Raw genomic sequence first — 16729 nt, 5'->3', positions numbered from 1 at the left:
GGACGGCCCACCGTCAGCGCAGTCCGGTACCGCGGTCGAGGGCCAGGCCGATCAGTTCGTCGATGAGTTCCGTATAGCCGAGTCCGGATTTCGCCCACATCTGCGGGTACATGCTGATCGGCGTGAACCCGGGCATGGTGTTGATCTCGTTGATGACCAGGCGGCCGTCGGGCGTGTAGAAGAAGTCCACGCGGGACAGACCCTCGCCGCCGATCGCGTCGAAGGCTTCGCCTGCGAGCCGCCGCACGCGGTCGATCACCTCGGGCGGGAGGTCCGCGGGGCAGGACAGCTCCGCGGCGGCGCCGTCGACGTACTTCGCTTCGAAGTCGTACCAGGCGTGGTCGCCGGGCTGCATCGCGATCTCGCCCGGAAGGGATGTGCGCGGTGCGTCGAGGCCGCGGCCCTGCAGGACGGCCACCTCGATCTCCCGTCCCTCGATGCCGGCCTCGATGACGACCTTGGGATCGAAAACCCGCGCGGCCTCAATGGCAGCGCCAAGGTCGCCGATCCCTTCCACCCGGCTGATGCCCATGGAGGACCCTGCCCTGGCCGGCTTGACGAACACCGGGAAGCCGAGGGCGGCGGCGCGCTGGAGGGCGGCTTCGGCGTCGGTGCGCCATTGGCGGTCCGTCACCACCTCGTACGGGCCGACCTCGAGGCCGGCCGCCGAGAAGACGACCTTCATGTAGTGCTTGTCCATCCCGACCGCGGACGCCAGCACGCCGGCACCGACGTACCGCATGTCGGCCATCTCCAGCATGCCCTGCAGCGTGCCGTCCTCGCCGAACGGACCGTGCAGGAGGGGAAGCACGACGTCGACACCGCCCATGCTGCGCGGCACCGCCCCGGGGGCGGCGACCAGCAGTTCCTGGCCCGCGCTGCCGTCGGCCGCGGTTCCCATCACCACGGCATGCCCTGTGGTGGGAACCTCGGGCAGGACGTCGGAGCGCAGCGACCACGTGGACGGGTCGGCGGAGACGAGGGACCACTGCCCCGACTTGGCGATGCCCACCGGCACCACGTCGTAGCGCGTGCGGTCGATGGCCTCCAGCACACCGGCGGCGGTCACGCAGCTCACGGCGTGCTCGCTAGACCGTCCGCCGAACAGGACGAGCACGCGCGGCTTGCGGGAGGAGGCGGGGGTCTCGGTGGTCACGGTGGTCACGGTGCGGAATCGCCTTCCGGCTTGAGGTTGCGGGCCAGCAGGCGTGGCCCGAGGTCGTTGACGGACAGGTGCCCCTGGAGGACGGCCACCACGCTGCCGGTGATGGGCATGTCGACGCCGAGCTGGGTGGCCAGGTCGAGCACGGCCTGGGCCGACTTGATGCCCTCCGCCGTCTGGTTCATCCGCACCGTCACCTGCTCGAGGGTCAGTCCCTGGCCCAGCAGGTGCCCGGCGGTGTGGTTGCGCGAGAGCGCCGAGGAACAGGTGGCGATGAGGTCGCCCATGCCCGCGAGGCCCGCCATCGTCTCGGGCTTGCCGCCCAGCGCCACGGCCAGGCGCGTGGTCTCGGCGAGTCCGCGCGTGATCACGGAGGCCTTGGTGTTGTCGCCCATGCGGCGCCCCTCGCAGATCCCCACGGCCAGGGCGATGACGTTCTTCACGATCCCGCCGATCTCCACCCCGATCACGTCCGTGGACGTGTAGGGCCGGAAGTAGGAGGCCGTGCTCGCGGCCGCGATCCACGTCGCCGTGTCGTGGTCCGGACACGCGACGACGGAAGCCGTCGGCTCCTCGCGGGCTATCTCCATGGCGAGGTTGGGCCCGGACACGACGGCGATCCGCTCCGCCGGCAGCGCGAGCTCCTCGGCGATCACCTCGCTCATACGGGCATCGGTGCCCACCTCCAAGCCCTTCATCAGGGACACGACGACGGCGTGGGCCGGGATGAGCGGGCGCCACGCCGGGAGCTGGGCACGCAGGGTCTGCGCGGGTACGGCGAGGACCACGAGGTCGCTCCCGGCCAGGACGGCCTCCGCGTCGGCCGAGGCCGTGACGTTCCCGGGCAGCAGGGTGTCCCCGAGGTACCGGGAGTTCCGGTGGTCGCCGGTGATCTCGTCGGCCACCTCCGGGCGGCGGGCCCAGAGCATGACGGCGGTCGACGCGGACGCATCGGCCAGCACCTTGGCGAACGTGGTCCCCCAGCTGCCGGACCCGAGCACCGCGATCTTCGCAGGCGGCGTCGCGCGGACGTCGGTTCGGATCGTCACGGTGTCCCTTCGTCCAGGGGCGCACCGGGCCGCCCGTCGTCGTCCTGTACCTCGAAATCGCGCCCGGTCCGCTTCTGCTGCTTCCGCGCGGGGTCCCAGCGCTCCGTCGGCGGTTCCTCTCCGCGCAGCTCCGCGAGCAGCTCCGTGATCGCATCGATGATGCGGTCCGTCGCCGCGTCGAGCGTCGTCTTCGTCAGCGGGGCGTCCCGGAACTCGGAGAGGTCCACGGGTTCGCCGACCAGCACTCGGGACCGCTTGCGCGGGAAGAGGTAGAAGCGCTTGGCATAGCGGGGGAAGACCTCGTGCGCGCCCCAGTGTGCCATGGGCACCACCGGCGCCCCCGTCTGCAGGGCGAGGCGGGCCGCTCCGGTGCGGCCCTTCATGGGCCACATGCCGGGATCCCGGGTGAGGGTACCCTCCGGGTAGATGATGATCCCGCCGCCGTCGGCCAGCGCGTCCCGTGCCGCTTCGAGGGAGCGGTTGGCGCCGGCGGAGCTGCGCTCCACGGGTACCTGCTTGATGGACCGCAGGAGGAACCCCACCACGGGCACGTCGAACAGTGACGCCTTCGCGAGGAAGTGCGGCATGATCCCCTGGTTGTACAGGAAGTGACCCACGACCACCGGGTCGATCTCGGTGACGTGGTTCGGGCAGACGATCATGCCCGTCCCGCGGGGCAGCTTCTCCTGCCCCTGCCATTCCTTGTCCATCAGTGCGTTCATGACGGGCCTCACCCAGGAGGCGAGGAACGTGAACATGGCGCGCGAGCCCCGTGACTCCCCCATGTGCCGGGTCGCCTAGGAGAGAGCCACGGCGGCAGCCGGGGCGTCCTCCGTGATGTCGAAGTCGGCGCCCAGGCCCTCGAGCTTGTCCTGGAAGCGCTCGTAGCCGCGGTTGATGAGCTCGATGCCGGTGACCCGGGAGACCCCCTCGGCCGCGAGGGCCGCGATCAGGTGGCTGAAGCCTCCGCGCAGGTCGGGCACGTCGATGTCGGCGCCGTGGAGCTGGGTGGGCCCGGAGATCACCGCGGAGTGGAGGAAGTTGCGCTGACCGAAGCGGCACGGCACGCTGCCGAGGCACTCACGGTGCACCTGGATATTGGCGCCCATGCGGATCAGCGCCTCCGTGAAGCCGAAGCGGTTCTCGTAGACCGTCTCGTGCACGATGGACACGCCGGTGGCCTGGGTCAGGGCCACGACGAGGGGCTGCTGCCAGTCCGTCATGAAGCCGGGGTGCACGTCCGTCTCGAGCACCAGCGGCTTCAGCGCGCCGCCCGGGTGGTAGAAGCGGATGCCGTCGTCGTCGACGTCGAAGGCGCCGCCGATCTTCCGGTAGGTGTTGAGGAAGGCCGTGAGGTCGAGCTGGCGCGCGCCCTCCACGTAGATGTCTCCCCGGGTGACCAGAGCGGCAGAGGCCCACGACGCCGTCTCGTTGCGGTCGGAGATGGCCTTGTGGTTGTAGCCGGTCAGCTCCTTCACGCCCTCGATGCGGATGACGCGGTCCGTCTGCACCGTGATGATGGCGCCCATCTTCTGCAGGACGGCGATGAGGTCCATGATCTCCGGCTCGACGGCGGCACCCGACAGCTCGGTGATGCCCTCGGCGCGGATGGCGGTCAGGAGCACCTGCTCGGTGGCACCGACACTCGGGTACGGCAGCGTGAGCTTCGCGCCGTGCAGGCCCTTGGGGGCGGAGATGGAGATGCCACCGGGACGCTTGTCCACGACGGCGCCGAAGTTCCGGAGGACTTCGAGGTGGTAGTCGATCGGGCGGTCGCCGATCTTGCAGCCGCCCAGGTCCGGGATGAAGGCCTCGCCGATGCTGTGCATCAGGGGCCCGCAGAAGAGGATGGGGATGCGGGAGTCGCCGGCGTGGGCGTCGATGTCCTTGGAGCGTGCCATCTTGGCGTCGCTGGGGTCCATGGTGAGGTCGCCCGTCACCGGATCCTTGGTCACTGTCACGCCGTGCAGCTGCAGCAGGCTGGTGACGACGTCGACGTCCTTGATCTCCGGGACGTTGCGCAGCACCGACGGCGTGTTGCCGAGCAGGGAGGCGACCATGGCCTTCGGGACCAGGTTCTTCGCACCGCGGACGGATACCTTGCCGGTCAGCGGGATGCCGCCGCGGATGGTCAGAACGCTACCCATGAATACCTATTTTCCTTCTACGTTGAACCCCTGCGGACTCGAAAATGCTCGTTCCAAGCATAGGAGAACCACGGAGCAGACAGAAATACAAGGGTACTTCGTGCACTCCCTGTTTCCAGAGAGGAACCAGCGCGGGTGCGTCGCCATTCCTCGCGGACGGGTCCCGGCGGCGTGATCTGCACGACAGCGGCTCCCGCCGGGTCCGGCTGCTCCCGGCGCGCGGCGCCTACGTGCGAGCCGGGAGCGTCGTCGGCTTCCAGCGGGGGCGGCTGGCCTCGAAGGCGGTGATGTGCTCCTCCTGCCGCAGGGTGAGCCCGATGTCGTCCAGACCCTCGAGCAGCCGCCAGCGTGTGTAGTCGTCGAGCTGGAAGGGTGCGCTCACGGACCCGCAGTGCACCATCCGCGACTCGAGGTCCACCGTGACCGTGGCCCCCGGCTCGTTCTCGAGGATCTTCCAGATGAGCTCGATGTCGTCCTGCGCGACCTGCGCGGCGACGAGGCCCTGCTTACCCGAGTTACCGCGGAAGATGTCCGCGAAGCGCGAGGACAGGACGGCCTTGAAGCCGTAGTCCTTCAGTGCCCAGACGGCGTGCTCACGGGACGAACCGGTCCCGAAGTCCGGCCCGGCCACGAGGACGGAACCGCGCGAGTACGGCTCCCGGTTGAGGATGAAGTCCTCGTCCTTGCGCCAGCCGGCGAAGAGGGCGTCCTCGAAGCCCGTCCGCGTGATGCGCTTGAGGTACACGGCGGGGATTATCTGGTCGGTGTCGATGTTGCTCTGGCGCAGCGGGACGCCGATGCCGGTGTGCGTGGTGATCTTCTCCATGGCGCTCTCCTAGGCTGCTGGGACGGTGGACTCGGCGGCATGCGCCCCGGTACCGGGACGCGGTGCCAGGTCCGACGGCGAACTGAGGGTGCCGCGCACCGCGGTCGCGGCGGCGACGACGGGCGAGACGAGGTGGGTGCGACCGCCCTTGCCCTGGCGTCCCTCGAAGTTCCGGTTCGACGTCGACGCACAACGCTCCCCCGGTGCCAGCTGGTCGGGGTTCATGCCGAGGCACATCGAGCAACCGGCGAAGCGCCACTCGGCGCCGAAGTCCTTGAACACACGATCCAGTCCCTCGGCCTCGGCCTGCAGGCGCACGCGCGCCGAGCCCGGGACCACCATCATGCGCACGGCGGGATCCTTCTCCCGGCCGCGGATGATGGCCGCCGCGATCCGGAGGTCCTCGATGCGGCTGTTGGTGCACGAGCCGAGGAAGACGGTGTCCACCCGGATGTCCTTCATCGGGGTGCCCGGTTCCAGGGCCATGTAGTCCAGCGCACGGCTGCACGCAGCCTTGTCGTTCTCGTCGGCGAAGTCGTCGGGTGAGGGCACGGCCTGCGAGAGGGAGACGCCCTGGCCGGGGTTGGTCCCCCAGGTCACGAAGGGCTCGAGGTCGTCCGCGTCGAGGAAGACCTCGGCGTCGAAGACGGCGTCGTCGTCGGTGCGCAGGTTCCGCCAGTCGGCGACGGCGGCGTCCCAGTCGGCACCCTGCGGCGCATGCGGCCGGCCCTGCAGGTAGTCGAAGGTGGTCTCGTCCGGAGCGACCATGCCGGCCCGCGCCCCCGCCTCGATCGACATGTTGCAGATGGTCATGCGCGCTTCCATCGACAGGGAGCGGATCGCCGAGCCGCGGTACTCGAGCACGTAGCCCTGCCCACCGCCCGTGCCGATCTTCGCGATGATCGCCAGGATGATGTCCTTCGACGTGACACCGGGCTTGAGGGTGCCCTCGACCGTGATGCCCATGGTCCTGAAGGGCTTGAGGGAGAGCGTCTGGGTGGCCATCACGTGCTCCACCTCGGAGGTGCCGATGCCCATGGCGAGTGCCCCGAAGGCCCCGTGCGTGGAGGTGTGGGAGTCGCCGCAGACCACCGTCAGTCCGGGCTGCGTCAGACCGAGCTGGGGTCCCACGACGTGCACGATGCCCTGTTCGGCGTCGCCGAGCGAATGCAGCCGGACACCGAACTCGCGGCAGTTCGCGCGCAGCGTCTCGATCTGCGTGCGGCTGGTGAGATCGGCGATGGGCTTGTCGATGTCCAGGGTCGGCGTGTTGTGGTCCTCGGTGGCGATCGTCAGATCCGGACGGCGCAGGGGCCGGTTCGCCAGGCGGAGGCCCTCGAACGCCTGCGGAGAGGTCACCTCGTGGATCAGGTGCAGGTCGATGTAGAGAAGATCGGGCTGCGCTTCCGCGCCGACGACCTCGCCCTTGCGGACGACGTGCGCGTCCCAGACCTTCTCTGCCAGTGTCTTGCCCATACGATCGTCCTTCTCTGTTCCGGTGGACCACGGCGGCGGGGTGTCCGCCGTCCCGACCCTTGGTGCATCAACTCAACCAGCCACGCATCGGAGAGTGCCAGTTCGACGGCTTGCGTCTCAGATTATGAGACGGCAATATCATTCTATGGACAATTCTAGCGGCGTCGGAGTCATCGACAAGGCCGCCCTCGTGCTCGACGCCCTCGAGGCCGGACCCACCACCCTCGCGCAACTGGTCGCGTCGACGGGCCTCGCCCGACCGACCGTGCACCGGCTCGCCCTCGCCCTCGCCCATCACCGCCTCGTGGGCCGTGACATCCAGGGTCGCTTCGTGCTCGGCAGCCGGCTCGTGGAACTGGCCTCCGCTGCGGGCGAGGACCGGCTCATCGCGGCAGCAGGGCCCGTCCTCCTGAGCCTGCGCGACGCCACCGGCGAGAGCGCCCAGCTCTTTCGGCGGCAGGGCGACTGGCGCGTCTGCGTCGCGTCCGCGGAGCGCCCCGTGGGCCTGCGCGACACCATCCCGGTGGGCACCCAGCTGTCCATGAAGGCCGGCTCGGCGGCGCAGTGCCTCCTGGCGTGGGAGGACCACGACCGGCTGCTCAAGGGACTGCAGAACGCACGCTTCACCCCGACGGTCCTCGCCGGCGTCCGCCGGCGGGGCTGGGCGCAGAGCCTCGGGGAGCGTGAGGCGGGCGTGGCATCGGTGTCGGCGCCGGTCCGCGGCCCGTCCGGGCGCGTCATCGCCGCGGTCTCGATCTCCGGGCCCATGGAACGCCTCACGCGGCAGCCCGGACGGATCCACGCGGAAGTCGTCTCCGACGCCGCGCGCCAGCTGACCCTCGCGGTCGCGAAGGCGGCGGACTGACATGGCAGAACCCGCTGCGGGGTTCCGGTACGCCGTCTTCCTCCGCGGGGTGAACGTCGGAGGGGTCACCCTGAGGATGGCCGACGTCCGCGACGAACTCACCGGTCTTCCCGTCACGGAGGTGGCCACGGTGCTGGCCAGCGGCAATGTTGCCTGTTCCTCCTCCCTGGCGCCCGCCGATCTCAAGGAGCGCATCGAGGAGGCACTGCGTCGCCGTTTCGGCTACGAGGCGTGGGTGATCGTCGTCGAGCGCGCCGACCTGGTGGGCATCGCCGCCGCGGTCCCCGAGCCGCCGGGACCGCCGGGACCGCCGGGAGGAGTCCACACCTACGTGACCTTCTTCACCGGTCGCGCCGAACGGGACGGGTTCCTCGGTGACGCCACGGCGCTGGCCGAACAGCCCACGGCGCTCCCGGGCGGCACGGCGATCAGCTGGTTCTCCCCCAAGGGTCAGTCGACGGAGGTGCCCGTGGCGAAGCTCCTCGCCCGCGCCCGGTATGCGTCGACGTCCACGACGCGGAACATCAACACCGTGGACAAGGTGCTGCGCCTCCTCGCCTGAGCACGGGAGTGCCGGGCACGGGACTGCGTTGATAGTGTTCGTGCAGCCCCAGGACCAGCCGAAGGATACCCATGCGCCTCATCGCCCAGGATTGCTACCAGCTCGAACACCAGAAGGGTTCGCACGGGTTCGTCGTGGCGGGAGCCGGTCGCGCGGCGGTGATCGACCCGGGGATGTCCTCCGGGTTCGACGGCATCGTCGCCGAACTGCGCGCCGGAGAGTCGACGACCGGGCCGATCACGGACATCGTCCTCACCCACTACGACGCCGACCACGCGCAGGTCGCGCAGCGGTTGCAGGAGATGCTCGGGGCGACGGTATGGATCGGCGCCGCCGATGCCGACATCCTTCGCGGCAGGGTCGAGCCGAAGACGGTCTTCCGGAAGGTCCTGAAGAAGGTGGCGCGCGTCCCCTTCCCCGAGGGTGCCCGGGAGCTGGACGGGTCGGGCGAGATCTTCTCCGGACTCGAGTACTTCCCGACGCCGGGGCACACGCCCGGCCACTACGCGTACCAGTGGCGTGGGGTGCTCTTCACCGGCGACGCCGCGAAGGTATCGGCGGACGGCACCGTCAGCGACTTCTACGCGATCGTCATCAATGACAAGCCCGTGGCCGCACGCACCGTCCAGGTGCTCGCCGAGCGCATCCGCACGGGCTCCGTCGGCTGGATCTGCTCGGGCCACAACGCGGTGGCGCGGACGAGCGCGCAGACGCCATGACCCGCCTCGACGGCCGGCCCCCTACCCGGCGTGGCACCGCCTGCTGCACGAGGGCCTGCCGGCCGGATTCGGCCACCGCAGTAGGACGGACCGGGCCGGACAGCCGCTAGGTCCGCCGGAGTACCCCGAGGACCGCTGCCCGGAAGTCGTTGCAGCGCCCCACCTCGCCCTCCACGGGCCGCATCACAATGTCCCGGGCAGCGCGGGAGCACGATGCCAGGAGTCGCCGGCGCACCCGTGTCGCGCGCCGGGCGGCTCCCCACCGCGCGAGCAGCGCGGCGAGTATCCCCAGCAGGATGCCGGCCGCGCCGCCTGCCAGGATCAGGAGCGTGGGAACCGGGAACCCCTCGACGCGGGGCACGTCGACAGCGGGCAGCTGCAGGAACCCGAGGACGGCAAGGACGCCGAGCCACACCAGTCCGGCGACGAGCGCCGCGAAGGCGACCCACTGCAGGACACCGAAGACCCCCCACCACCAGCGTCGATCCGTCTCGAGGTCCGTGCCGGTGACGGCGGCATCGAGGGCATCCGTGAGCTCCCCCGCCGTCCCGCGGGCCGCGTCCCTGATCGAGGTGTGCCAGGGCTCGGGTGCGCCCTGCGCCGATGCATCGCCGAACACCCGCAGTGCGTGGTCCACCCGTGCGCGCTGGGCAGGCTGCCCGAGCGGTAGCGACGACCGGCGCACCTCGGGGACGACATCCTGGCTCCGGAGGTTGAGGCGTCGCAGGGGGTCGGGACGGAGCCTCGCCAGCCAGCGCGTCACGGGCCAGCCCGCGGCAGCGTGCGCGTCCCGGCGATAGGCGGCCCGCACCGCGTCGACGACCACCGGGACACCGGCGGCGACACCGAGTTCGTCCGACAGCGCGGACCTCGCGTCCGCTGCGGGCAGCGGCACCGGTTCCTCCGCAACGAAGGGCAGGAGTTCGGTGGCCGCTCCCGCGGCGTCGGCGGACAGCCGTCTCGTGGCGGCGGCGCGGCTCTCGGCATGGGCCCTGATCGCCGCGGCGAGCGCGTCGAGGCCCGTTCCCGTGCGTGCGGACACCGGCAGGACGGCCACACCGGAGAGCCCCTCCCCCGCGAGGATCCCGGCCAGCGATGACGTGACGGCGTCGAGGTCCGCCGGCTCCAACCGGTCCGCCTGGTTGAGCGCGACCAGTGTCACGGCCTCGTGGGACGCCAGTCCCCGCAGGAAACCGTGATGGAGCGCCGCATCGGCGTACTTCTGGGGATCGACGACCCACAGCAGGACGTCCACCTGCCGGGCGAGCCGTTCCACGACGTCGCGATGCGCCGCGGCGGTGGAGTCGAAATCCGGGAGGTCCAGCAGGATCAAACCTGCGGCGTCAGCAGTCGCCCCTGGCGCCGCGGATCCGGAGGGATCGTCCCGTCGGGACAACACGGCGCCCCTGCGCCGCCGGCCGAAGATCCTGCGCAGGACTCCGCGGGACTCCTTGGCCGGTCCCCGTCGCGTGTCGCCCGCGCCTCGCGCACCGTCCGGTTCCTCCCGCGGAAGGGCGGACGGCGTGGGCGCTCCGGAATCCGCGGTTGCGCCGTCGTGTCCCGGCAGGTCGAGTCCCCGGAGGAGCGGCGCCCCGGCCGGCAGTTCCACGCGCTGGCCGACGCCCAGCCAGTCGAGCAACTCGCCGCTTCCCGCGCTCTCCCAGACCAGGGCGAGCGGTTCCGACGTCGTCGGGCGCCGCACTGCCACCCGTGCGGCGTCCGTCCCGCTCAGGGCGTTCACGAGGGAGGACTTCCCGCTGCCGGTGGGCCCGAAGACGCCGACGACCGTGTGGTTCCCGGACAGCGATCGCCGGGAGCCGGCGCGGTCGAGTGTGGCGTGCAGCCTCTCCAGCCGTTCCGGCGGCAACCGGTCCACGCCGAGGTCGTAGGCCGTCGCCAGCCGGTCGAGGGCGTCCGTGAGCGATGACGCGAGCGGTGTCTGGACCGCTGCGTCCCCCGGTCGGCTCATGCGTCGTCCTCGATAGTCGTCGGCTGCTGCCCGCCCGGCAGTGCTGTCCGCAGCTGCCGGGCCAGTACCCGCAGCGTCTCCGCCGGCGTCTGGTGTGCCAGCGGGTCGAGGCAGCGGTCGAAACTGATGCGTTCCTGGCGGAACAGTCCTTCGACGCGCTGCGACAAGTTCCTGCGTGCCGTGACGGTCAGGCGCCGCACGGCGTCGTCACCGAAGACTGCTTCGAGGAGCTTCTGTCCGGCGATTGCCGATGCGCCCGCGATGCCCAGCTCGCCTCCCGTGAGTCCGCCGGTGGACGCGAACACCACCACCATCAGGGCCACGGCGATCCCGTTGACGCCGAAGGACAGCATGCGTGCCGTGAACCGCTTGTCCGCTCCTTCGGCCTGGACGAGCTGCAGGAGGTCCTGCTGCCATGCCCGGATCTCGCGGGCCACCGCGGTGGAGAAGTCCTCGGCACGCCAGGAGGGCACGCCGGCGAGCAGCGCGGTCCCGGCCTGCTCCGCCCGCCAGCGTCGCCTCGCCACCTCATCGGCCCGGGCCGCCTGCTCCACGATGACCGTCTGCAGGCCGCTCCCGATGGCTTCGGCCACGGTCGCCGCAGGAGCCGGCCTTCCCGTGAAGAAGGCACTGACGCGATCACGCGCGCGTCCGATCCTCGACTCGAGCCCCCGCATGAATTCGCCCGTGCCGACGAAATCCTGCCAGCGGGCGAGGACCTCGCCGCGCAGCAGCCTGCCGTCCTCGGTCGCCGCGAGGACGTCCGCCAGCGCGTCACGGTACGCACCGTCCACCGCCGCGCGCAGTACATCCCCGGCGGCCTGTTCCTGCGCGGCTGCAGCGGCGATCGAGTCGATGCGCCCGGCCAGCGCGCGCATCGCACCGCCCACCGTCCGCCGTGCGATGTCCCGCCTCCCCTCCGCGTCGGCGGCCAGGGCCTGGAGCCAGCGGGTGATGGGCTCGACGGCGCCGGCGGGCAGCATTTTCGCCGGGCCCACGAGGGGCGTCTCCGGGACGACGAAGATGGGTGCGTGCCCGAGGTTCTCGGCGGACAGGAGTGTCAGCAGGTCGCTCCTGACCTCCTCCTCCACCCCGGGCGGGACGCGGTCCAGGACGATCGCCACCAGGACGTCGCGCCTGCCCGCCTCGGCCAGCAGTTTCCAGGGCACGGCGTCCGCGTAGCGGTTGGCGGTGGTGACGAAGAGCCAGAGGTCCGCCGCTGCGAGGAGTTGTCCGGCGAGCCTGCGGTTCTCGTCGGCGATGGAATCGACGTCCGGGGCATCGAGCAGGGCGAGCCCGGCGGGCAGGGACCGCGTGGGTCGCAGCAATAGCGTGTTCGCGTCGGCTGCCTGCCCGATGCGGGCAGGCAGGGCCGCGGGCCCGTCCGGATCCGGGTCGGCTCCGTCGTCGTCCGCGATCCGCACGCGGCTCAGGGTCGGCAGCACGCGTGTGTCGTCGAACCACGCGCCGTCCTCGGGATGGTGGAGCAGGAGGGGCTGGCGCGTGGTGGGCCGCACCGCACCCGTCACCGAGACGGGCCGCCCGACCAGGGCGTTCACCAGGGTGGACTTCCCAGCACCGGTGGATCCCCCGACGACGGCGATGAGCGGCGCGTCGAGGCTGGCGAGGCGCGGGAGGATGTAGTCGTTCAGTTGGGCCCGGGCTGCGGTGGCCGCTTCGCGTGCCTCCACGGAACCGGGCAGGGCGAGGGGGAACACGAGGTCCTCGAGTGCGGCGCGCACCTCCCGCAGCAGCGGTGACAGCCCGCGGGGCTCGCCGGCGGTGATCGGTGCACTCATGGCTCCATCATGCCAGCCGCCCGGAGACGCACCCCACCAACGAAGAAGTCCCGGACATCGTGTTGATGTCCGGGACTTCCCGTCGTGTCCTTGCGGACCGTTGTGACCCCAGCGGGATTCGAACCCGCGTTACCGCCGTGAGAGGGCAGCGTACTAGGCCGCTATACGATGGGGCCAGTACTTTTCATCTTACTACTGTTTTTCTACTGCTTGTGCCATCCCGTCCGCGAGGACCGGAGTGCGCTGGGGTACCAGGACTCGAACCTAGAATGTTGGTACCAGAAACCAGTGTGTTGCCAATTACACCATACCCCAATGGCACTTCCCGAAGCCCCGATGGTGCTGGGTTTCGATCGCGTAACCGCTCCGCGCCGAGATATAACTTTACCGGACAGAGGGCAGGAACTGCAAAACGGCCGCCAGCCCGGTGATCCGCGGCACCTCCAGGGCGTCCTCCGCCGAGGCCCGGCCCGGTACCGGGACTCCCCCGGACGGCCCGTCCGCCGCGGCGCCCGCCCCGGAATCGGTCCCGGATTCCCGCCCCGTCCCGGCGCGGTCCAGCCAGACCCCCACCAGTCCGGCCGACCGTGCACCCACGGCATCGACCAGCCGGTTGTCGCCGACGTAGAGGGTGCGGGCCGGCGTCGTGCCGATCCGTCGTGCGCCCTCGAGGTAGATGCCGGGCTCGGGCTTCGCCACGCCGACGGTGTCGATGCCCACGAGCACCTCGACGCGGGACAGCCCCGCCCGGTCCAGCTTCGCCCGCTGGTAGTCGTGGACGTTGTTGCTCACCGCTCCGTAGGGGATCCCGCGCGCGTCGAGCTCGTCGAGCAGCGGCCCGACGTCGTCGTACGCCCGGAAATGCAGCGGCAGGGTGCGCTCGTACTCATGGACCCACTCGTCCGCCACCCGGCCGAGGAAGGGTTCCGGGGTGAATGCGGAGCGCGCGTGGCGCACGCGGTGGACGCGCTGCTCCTCGAACGTCAGCTCCCCCGCGAGGAAGCGGTCGTAGTGCCTGTGCGGGTCGCCGGTGTACAGGGCCTTGTAGCGCGCCCAGTCGTCATCGGTGAGGTGGCTGAGCGCAGGATCGGGAATCGCCTGGAGCGTCCGCCCCATGGCCTGTTCGAGGTCCACGAGGGTGTCGTCGATGTCGAAGAGCACGCCGTCGACCCCGGGGCCGATGCCCCCCGCCGCCTCGGCTGCCGGATCAGGCACGGGTCAGTCCACCGTGGCGCGCAGCGCACGCACGCGCGCGACCGAGGACTCGCGGCCGAGGATCACCATCGACTCGAAGAGCGGCGGGGAGATCCTGCGTCCGGAGATCGCCGTGCGGACCGGTCCGAACGCGAGCCTCGGCTTGAGTCCGAGCGTGTCGACCAGGGCACCCCGGAGCGCGGCCTGCAGCGCTTCGGCGTCCCAGGATTCGCAGCCCTCGAGGGCCTCCAGCGTGACGTCGAGCACCTCGCCGAGGTTGTCCGGCAGGCCCTTGCGGGCGTCGTCGGCGACGTCCACGGCGTCGTCGGCCTTGAACAGGAAGGCCAGCATCTCGGGAGCCTCGCCGAGGAGCGTGATGCGCTCCTGGATGAGCGGGGCGGCCTCGGCGATGATGCGCAGCTCCTCCTCGGAGGGCTCGGCGGCGATCAGCCCGGCGGAGGCGAGGTAGGGCAGGAGCCGGGAGCGGAACTCGGCGGGATCGAGGAGCCGCACGTGCGTCCCGTTGATCGCCTCTGCCTTCTTGAGGTCGAAGCGCGCGGGGTTGGCGAGCACGTCGCGCACGTCGAACTTCTCGACGAGCTGCTCCACGGAGAAGATGTCCTCGTCGGCCGACAGGCTCCAGCCCAGCAGCGACAGGTAGTTGAGCAGCCCCTCGCGGATGAAGCCGCGCTCACGGTGCAGGAAGAGGTTGGACTCGGGATCCCGCTTGGACAGCTTCTTGTTGCCCTGGCCCATGACATAGGGCAGGTGTCCGAACAGCGGCATGTAGCGGGCCACGCCGATGTCGATCAGCGCACGGTAGAGCGCGACCTGGCGCGGCGTCGAGGACAGCAGGTCCTCTCCGCGCAGGACATGCGTGATGCCCATCAGCGCGTCGTCCACCGGGTTCACGAGCGTGTAGAGCGGCGCCCCGTTGGCACGCACGACGGCGAAGTCGGGCACGCTGCCGGCGCGGAACGTGATGTCGCCGCGGACGAGGTCGGTGAAGGTGATGTCCTCGTCCGGCATGCGCAGGCGGAGGACGGCGGGCCGCCCGGCGGACCGGAATGCGTCCTTCTGCTCGTCGGTCAGGGCGCGATCGTGGTTGTCGTAGCCGAGCTTGACGTCACGGCCGGCTGCGCGGTGGCGCTCCTCCACCTCCTCCGGCGTGGAGAAGGACTCGTAGAGGTGCCCGGCGGCGACGAGCCGTTCGATGACGTCCTGGTACAGCTCGCCGCGCTGCGACTGGCGGTAGGGCGCATGCGGTCCGCCGACCTCCACGCCTTCGTCCCAGTCGATGCCCAGCCACCTCATGGCCTCCAGGAGCTGCTGGTAGCTCTCCTCGCTGTCCCGGGCGGCGTCGGTGTCCTCGATGCGGAAGACGAGCTTGCCACCGGTGTGGCGCGCGTAGGCCCAGTTGAAGAGGGCGGTCCGGATCAGCCCGACGTGGGGCGTACCCGTCGGCGACGGGCAGAATCGGACGCGGACGGACGTGGCATCGGTGACGGTGGGGATCTCTGCGGCAGTAGTCATGATGGTCCCAGTCTAGGTGGGACCATCAGGCGCCGCGCGAGCCGCGGGTCCGTCGTCGGGCCTGACAGTGAGTGGCCGACGACGGACCAGGAGGCGCGGAGCGGCCAGGCGCGGAACCGTCAGCGGCGGGCCGGGTTGGAGAGGCGGCCGATGCCCTCGATCTCGACGTCGTACCGCTGGCCGTCCGTGATCAGACCGACGCCGGCGGGCGTCCCGGTCAGGATGACGTCTCCGGGAAGGAGGGTGAACGCCTGCGAGACGTAGGCGACGAGTTCCCGCGCGCCCCAGATCATGTCGCTCGTGGAGCCGTCCTGGCGGAGTTCGCCGTCGAGCGATCCGCGGACGGTGAGGTTCTCGGGGTCGAGGTCGGTCTCGATCCACGGACCGATCGGGCAGGACGTGTCGAAGCCCTTCGCCCGTGCCCACTGGTCGTCCGTCTTCTGCACGTCACGCGCCGTCAAGTCGTTGGCGCACGTGTACCCGAAGACGACGTCGTCGACCCGCTCGAGCGGGACGTCCTTGCAGATCCTGCCGATCACGACGGCCAGTTCCGCCTCGTACGAGATCTGGTCGGAGAAGGACGGGAGCATGACCGGGTCGCCGGGACCGATGACCGACGTGTTGGGCTTGAGGAACATCAGCGGTGCGGCAGGCGTCTCACTGCCCATCTCCTGGATGTGGTCCGCATAGTTCCTGCCGATTCCCACCACCTTGCTGCGGGGGATCACGGGGGCCAGGAGCCGGACGTCCTCCAGCGCATGGCGGACGCCGGTCAGCTGGACGCCGGCGTAGAAGGGGTCGCCCTGGATGACGGCCACCTCCTCGCTTCCCGCCGCACCTTCCACGACGCCGAACAGTGGGTCATCATTTACGACAAAGCGTGCAATTCGCATGCGGCCAAGCCTAGCGTGAGGCATCGGCGCCCGGCGCGGCGCCTGCCGCTGCCATCATCGGCACACGAGCGGGGCCGAGGACGCCCGGCGGAACGCTTAAAAGGAGATACCGCGGGCACTCCCTCCCCAGCGTCGAGGGTGCCCGCGGTATCAGTACTGCATTTCAAGCCCTACTGGTGCTGTCCGCCTAACGGATGGCGGTGTACAGCCGAGAGTGGATCAGAACGGCCAGTTGCCGACGCGATCGGGCGAGGTGACAGTGGTGCCGGTGCCGGACTTGGCGGGGGCGGCGTTGGCCGCTGCTGCACCGCCGGTGACGAGGAGGCTTGCGAGGAGGAGTGCGGAGGTGAGGCGCTTCATAACGGTGGTCCTTTGGCTTGATCAACAGTGGTGGTGGAGAACCGCTTCACTACCACAAGCGGCTCGATAATTATCGTAAGCCACTCCAGTCACTTTAGTAACATTTTCCGACTACTTTTTTTGAAGTATTTTCCAGCGGATGGTTCTTGGACCTCGTGCACCGAATAATGGGATG

15 protein-coding genes and 2 tRNA genes are annotated in these 16729 nt (G+C 70.2%); 3 read left to right on the top strand and 14 right to left on the bottom strand.

The window, feature by feature from the left end; genetic code table 11:
- Window positions 1-13: 13 nt before the first annotated feature.
- The 6 genes from ACX80U_RS12585 to leuC form a co-directional block, all read right to left on the bottom strand.
- Window positions 14-1165 (bottom strand): D-alanine--D-alanine ligase family protein, encoded by a 1152-nt coding sequence (locus ACX80U_RS12585; protein WP_459268690.1) that lies wholly within the window; start codon window positions 1163-1165, stop codon window positions 14-16.
- Window positions 1162-2205 (bottom strand): NAD(P)H-dependent glycerol-3-phosphate dehydrogenase, encoded by a 1044-nt coding sequence (locus ACX80U_RS12580; RefSeq protein WP_459268715.1) that lies wholly within the window; start codon window positions 2203-2205, stop codon window positions 1162-1164. The genes ACX80U_RS12585 and ACX80U_RS12580 overlap by 4 nt, the downstream gene beginning before the upstream one ends.
- A 2-nt stretch (window positions 2206-2207) precedes the next feature.
- Entirely contained in the window at window positions 2208-2996 is a 789-nt protein-coding gene (locus ACX80U_RS12575) for a lysophospholipid acyltransferase family protein (RefSeq protein ID WP_459268689.1), read from the bottom strand.
- A gap of 12 nt (window positions 2997-3008) precedes the next feature.
- Window positions 3009-4358 carry a UDP-N-acetylglucosamine 1-carboxyvinyltransferase gene (murA, locus tag ACX80U_RS12570; RefSeq protein ID WP_133080749.1) on the bottom strand — a complete coding sequence of 450 codons (1350 nt, stop codon included), beginning with the start codon at window positions 4356-4358 and terminating at the stop codon, window positions 3009-3011.
- 226 nt (window positions 4359-4584) lie between these two features.
- Window positions 4585-5184, bottom strand: coding sequence for a 3-isopropylmalate dehydratase small subunit (leuD, locus tag ACX80U_RS12565; protein WP_133080750.1), 600 nt, complete (start codon window positions 5182-5184; stop codon window positions 4585-4587).
- Window positions 5185-5193: 9 nt separating this feature from the next.
- Window positions 5194-6660, bottom strand: coding sequence for a 3-isopropylmalate dehydratase large subunit (leuC, locus tag ACX80U_RS12560; protein ID WP_459268688.1), 1467 nt, complete (start codon window positions 6658-6660; stop codon window positions 5194-5196).
- Between the two features lie 145 nt (window positions 6661-6805).
- On the opposite strand from leuC, the gene ACX80U_RS12555 reads away from it, so the two are divergent.
- From ACX80U_RS12555 to ACX80U_RS12545, 3 genes are all read left to right on the top strand, one after another.
- On the top strand, window positions 6806-7525 hold the full coding sequence (locus ACX80U_RS12555; RefSeq protein ID WP_133080752.1) for an IclR family transcriptional regulator: 720 nt from the start codon (window positions 6806-6808) through the stop codon (window positions 7523-7525).
- Window position 7526: 1 nt separating this feature from the next.
- Window positions 7527-8087 carry a DUF1697 domain-containing protein gene (locus tag ACX80U_RS12550; protein ID WP_459268687.1) on the top strand — a complete coding sequence of 187 codons (561 nt, stop codon included), beginning with the start codon at window positions 7527-7529 and terminating at the stop codon, window positions 8085-8087.
- Between the two features lie 71 nt (window positions 8088-8158).
- Window positions 8159-8806, top strand: a complete 648-nt coding sequence (locus ACX80U_RS12545; protein ID WP_459268686.1) for an MBL fold metallo-hydrolase — start codon at window positions 8159-8161, stop codon at window positions 8804-8806.
- 106 nt (window positions 8807-8912) lie between these two features.
- On the opposite strand, the gene ACX80U_RS12540 is transcribed toward ACX80U_RS12545, so the two are convergent.
- The 8 genes from ACX80U_RS12540 to ACX80U_RS12505 form a co-directional block, all read right to left on the bottom strand.
- A complete protein-coding gene (locus tag ACX80U_RS12540; RefSeq protein ID WP_459268685.1) occupies window positions 8913-10775 on the bottom strand; it encodes a GTPase in 1863 nt (620 codons plus the stop codon).
- The gene (locus ACX80U_RS12535; protein ID WP_459268684.1) at window positions 10772-12574 is read right to left on the bottom strand and encodes a dynamin family protein; all 1803 of its coding nucleotides are present in this window, start codon (window positions 12572-12574) and stop codon (window positions 10772-10774) included. Before ACX80U_RS12535 ends, ACX80U_RS12540 begins: the two co-directional genes overlap by 4 nt.
- Before the next feature lie 103 nt (window positions 12575-12677).
- Window positions 12678-12750: transfer RNA gene (locus tag ACX80U_RS12530), tRNA-Glu, on the bottom strand.
- A 67-nt stretch (window positions 12751-12817) separates the two neighbouring features.
- Window positions 12818-12889 (bottom strand) — tRNA-Gln (locus ACX80U_RS12525).
- 69 nt (window positions 12890-12958) lie between these two features.
- Window positions 12959-13789: an HAD family hydrolase gene (locus ACX80U_RS12520; protein WP_459268683.1), complete on the bottom strand. Its 831-nt coding sequence runs from the start codon at window positions 13787-13789 to the stop codon at window positions 12959-12961.
- 3 nt (window positions 13790-13792) lie between these two features.
- Window positions 13793-15301 carry a glutamate--tRNA ligase gene (gltX, locus tag ACX80U_RS12515; protein WP_459268682.1) on the bottom strand — a complete coding sequence of 503 codons (1509 nt, stop codon included), beginning with the start codon at window positions 15299-15301 and terminating at the stop codon, window positions 13793-13795.
- Window positions 15302-15420: 119 nt separating this feature from the next.
- Complete coding sequence (locus ACX80U_RS12510; RefSeq protein ID WP_133080757.1) at window positions 15421-16194, bottom strand: fumarylacetoacetate hydrolase family protein; 774 nt, start codon at window positions 16192-16194, stop codon at window positions 15421-15423.
- Window positions 16195-16413: 219 nt separating this feature from the next.
- A complete protein-coding gene (locus ACX80U_RS12505; protein WP_459268681.1) occupies window positions 16414-16554 on the bottom strand; it encodes a hypothetical protein in 141 nt (46 codons plus the stop codon).
- Window positions 16555-16729 lie beyond the last annotated feature (175 nt).

This window comes from Arthrobacter sp. TmT3-37 (assembly GCF_054510835.1).
This window is presented reverse-complemented; position numbering and strand designations above follow the sequence as displayed.

What these genes read in the sequence shown, in the direction of transcription:
- ACX80U_RS12575 (WP_459268689.1), bottom strand. Translation starts at nt 2,996, where the DNA reads ATGGGGGAGTCACGGGGCTCGCGCGCCATGTTCACGTTCCTCGCCTCC.
- murA (WP_133080749.1), bottom strand. Translation starts at nt 4,358, where the DNA reads ATGGGTAGCGTTCTGACCATCCGCGGCGGCATCCCGCTGACCGGCAAG.
- leuD (WP_133080750.1), bottom strand. Translation starts at nt 5,184, where the DNA reads ATGGAGAAGATCACCACGCACACCGGCATCGGCGTCCCGCTGCGCCAG.
- leuC (WP_459268688.1), bottom strand. Translation starts at nt 6,660, where the DNA reads ATGGGCAAGACACTGGCAGAGAAGGTCTGGGACGCGCACGTCGTCCGC.
- ACX80U_RS12555 (WP_133080752.1), top strand. Translation starts at nt 6,806, where the DNA reads ATGGACAATTCTAGCGGCGTCGGAGTCATCGACAAGGCCGCCCTCGTG.
- ACX80U_RS12550 (WP_459268687.1), top strand. Translation starts at nt 7,527, where the DNA reads ATGGCAGAACCCGCTGCGGGGTTCCGGTACGCCGTCTTCCTCCGCGGG.
- ACX80U_RS12545 (WP_459268686.1), top strand. Translation starts at nt 8,159, where the DNA reads ATGCGCCTCATCGCCCAGGATTGCTACCAGCTCGAACACCAGAAGGGT.
- ACX80U_RS12540 (WP_459268685.1), bottom strand. Translation starts at nt 10,775, where the DNA reads ATGAGCCGACCGGGGGACGCAGCGGTCCAGACACCGCTCGCGTCATCG.
- ACX80U_RS12535 (WP_459268684.1), bottom strand. Translation starts at nt 12,574, where the DNA reads ATGAGTGCACCGATCACCGCCGGCGAGCCCCGCGGGCTGTCACCGCTG.
- gltX (WP_459268682.1), bottom strand. Translation starts at nt 15,301, where the DNA reads ATGACTACTGCCGCAGAGATCCCCACCGTCACCGATGCCACGTCCGTC.
- ACX80U_RS12510 (WP_133080757.1), bottom strand. Translation starts at nt 16,194, where the DNA reads ATGCGAATTGCACGCTTTGTCGTAAATGATGACCCACTGTTCGGCGTC.
- ACX80U_RS12505 (WP_459268681.1), bottom strand. Translation starts at nt 16,554, where the DNA reads ATGAAGCGCCTCACCTCCGCACTCCTCCTCGCAAGCCTCCTCGTCACC.